The organism is Tepidiforma sp., from assembly GCF_034433535.1.
Taxonomy (GTDB): domain Bacteria; phylum Chloroflexota; class Dehalococcoidia; order Tepidiformales; family Tepidiformaceae; genus Tepidiforma.
Genome location: NZ_DAOUAO010000131.1, coordinates 1 through 2,671 on the forward strand (window position 1 = coordinate 1; position 2,671 = coordinate 2,671).

The window sequence follows — 2,671 nt, forward strand, 5'->3', positions numbered from 1 at the left end:
GCCATGCTGACGTGATCGACGCGCTTCACTCCGAGCACGGTTCCTCCTCCGCACCTGCGCATGTCTTGCCCGCTGCAGGAAACCATGCGGCGCTCGCAGGCGCAACGGCGTGTACGGGTCCGGTACATGCCGTACACCTACCTCCTTTCTCGAGCATGGGTGGCGAGCCATTGCTGGTAGAATGCCAGCGGCGTTTGGTAGCCGAGGGCCTGGTGGGGCCGCTGGGTGTTATACACGGTCTCCCAGGCTCTCAGCTTCTGCCGCAGCTCCTCAATGGACGCCGGTGGGTCCAGGGCCTGGTAGAACTCCTCTCGATGGGTGCGCTGGGCCCGCTCGACGCAGCCGTTGAGTTTGGGGGAGCGGGGTGGCAGCACGAAGAGGCGGATGCCCCGTTCCCGGCAGGCCTGCTCGAACTGCGCTTTGAACTCTGAGCCGCCATCGACCTGGATGGCCCGCACCGGGAAGGGCATGCGCTCCTGGAGGGTGTCCAGGAAGCGGGCGGCCGCCTGGGCGGTGGCGCGGTGGGCCACGTCGAGCACGTCCCAGCGGGAGACCACGTCGCGGGCGGTGAAGTGCTTGTAGGTGACGCCGGGCGAAAGGCGCAGGTCGGCGGTGTCCACCTGGACCAGGTCGCCGGGGGCGCGGGGGCGGTAGTCCTTCGGCTTGCGCACGGCGTAGGGCCGCACCTGAGGCCGCCTGGGGAGCCAGGGGTCCCGCAGGTCGGGCTCCCAGAGCACGCCCTCGTCCTTCAGGCGCCGGAGGATGCGGCCCACCATGGAGGTGGAGCAGGTGAAGCCCTGCTGGCGCAACAGGACGACGAGCTTGGCTTTGCCCCAGCGGGGATGGGCCTCTCGGAGGTGGAGGACGGCCAGGGCGAGCTCGCGGCTCCAGGTGGGGCGACGCACGCGCCGGGGCCGGCGGCTGCGGTCCTCGAGGGCGCGGACGCCGCCCTGGCGGTACCGTCGGAGCCAGCGGTAGAAGGTGTCGGGGCTGACGCCGAAGCGGCGGCAGGTCAGGCGGGCGTTCTGGCCGTGGTCCTCGTACCACTGGAGCATCTGGAGGCGTTGCCTCGCCGGGCGTGTGAGGAAGGGTTCCGCTCGCGCGGCTGCGGCGGCGCGGGGGAGCAGCCTCCCCACCCGCCCCGCCCCTGGGAGGATCGAACCGTACACCTGCATAGGCACTCCATACCTACCCCGCCTCATCTCTAGTGTGGTGTACGGGATCTATCTGGACCAGCTCAGAGGGGCACAGTGCAGTGTCTTGATCCGCGTTGGTGGGCGGGTTGCGAGGTTGGTGGCGAGATTGCGAGTCGTGGCGAGGGGGTGGGGTCGGCCGAGGCAGCCCTGGCGCCTACGCGACCAGCTCCCGCAAGTCGTGCTGCGCGGCACCGCTGTAGAGCCACTGGGTCAGCGCTACTCCGGCCAGGGCTCCCGTCACGCTCTTGAACCCTCGCACCGTCTTGAACCGTACCTTGCTCTTCCCGATGGCCTGCTCGGTCCGGTTGTTGGTGGCCGGTACCCAGGGTCTTCCCTGATGGAAGACCAGCGCGGGCCAGCGCTGAATCAGGTCCACCACGAGCCTGCGCAGCGGCGGCGCCCGCCGCACCTTCGGCTCCAACGCCATGAGCTGTCGACCTCCGTCCGCGGGCAACGCGCGCACCAAAGCCCGGAGCAGCGCTTTCACCTCCTCCCACCCCTCGATCTGCCGCAGTCGGCGGCTCACCCACCGCCGCACGTGGGCCACGCACACCTGCTGCCGCACGCCCAGCTCCAGACTCGCCGGCCGGTAGGTCGCCAGGTCGTCCGTCACCAGCACCTCGACCCCCAGCGCCTGCGTGTACCGCTCCAGCCAGCGTCGAAAGGCGGCGCTATCCTGCTCCACCAGCACCTCCACCCCTACCGTCCTGCCACTTTCGCCATCCACCACGAATCCCACCAACTGCGCCGCTCCCCGGACCCGCACCACCGTCTCATCGGCGCCCAGCACCCGCACCCGGCCTCCCAGCGTCGCCCGCCGCCGGAGCAGCGCCCCCGCTCGCAGCCGGTCCCGATGCACGCTGCTCCGATGGAGCCGCACCCCCAGCGCCCCCAGCGCCGCGCTCGTCGCCCACTCGGAGAGCCCCAGCGTCCACAACAGCGCGGCCAGCGCCATCAGCCGCTCGCTCTGCCGGTAGCGGCCCACCCCTTCCGGATAGTGCCGGAAGGTGCGCCCGCACGACGCGCACCGGTAGCGGACGGCCTCCACGCGCTGGACCTGCGTGTCGATGAGGGCTTTGGGGACCCTCTGGTGGCGCTGCAGCAGCGGGCTACCGCACCAACGGCACCCTGCGGGACGAACGGCCGCCACGCGCTTGACCTCGGGGACGAGAAGTCGTAGCCTCATGCCGACAGCGCCTCCTTCTGTGTGTTCGATTATTCGCCTCAACCATACCAGAAGGCAGGCGCTGCTTCTATCCCACCAACCAAGAACCAGTCACGGGTTGCGCTTGCGGCTATACGACGACGGGCGGGGTGTACTCGCCGAAGACGGCGCGCATTTCGTCGCAGATTTGGCCCAGCGTCGCGTACGTCTTGACCGCCTCGAGGATCGGCGGCATGAGGTTCACGTTCTCGTCGAGGCAGGCCTCGCGCAGGCGGGCGAGCGCCGCCTTCACGCGCTCGGAGTCGCGCTC

Annotated in this window: 3 protein-coding genes; all 3 read right to left on the bottom strand. The window is 69.9% G+C overall.

Annotated features, from left to right (window positions below):
- Positions 1 to 137: 137 nt before the first annotated feature.
- On the bottom strand, positions 138 to 1,202 hold the full coding sequence (locus tag VAE46_RS07230) for an IS481 family transposase (RefSeq protein ID WP_322796251.1): 1,065 nt from the start codon (positions 1,200 to 1,202) through the stop codon (positions 138 to 140).
- Positions 1,203 to 1,350: 148 nt separating this feature from the next.
- Complete coding sequence (locus VAE46_RS07235) at positions 1,351 to 2,382, bottom strand: DDE-type integrase/transposase/recombinase (protein ID WP_322796252.1); 1,032 nt, start codon at positions 2,380 to 2,382, stop codon at positions 1,351 to 1,353.
- 109 nt (positions 2,383 to 2,491) lie between these two features.
- Positions 2,492 to 2,671: methylmalonyl-CoA mutase family protein (locus tag VAE46_RS07240; protein WP_322796253.1), on the bottom strand; the 180-nt coding region annotated here is incomplete at its 5' end.

Bases quoted from the DNA above. Each gene is read 5' to 3' on its own strand.
- VAE46_RS07230 (WP_322796251.1), bottom strand. From the start codon at position 1,202: ATGAGGCGGGGTAGGTATGGAGTGCCTATGCAGGTGTACGGTTCGATC.
- VAE46_RS07235 (WP_322796252.1), bottom strand. From the start codon at position 2,382: ATGAGGCTACGACTTCTCGTCCCCGAGGTCAAGCGCGTGGCGGCCGTT.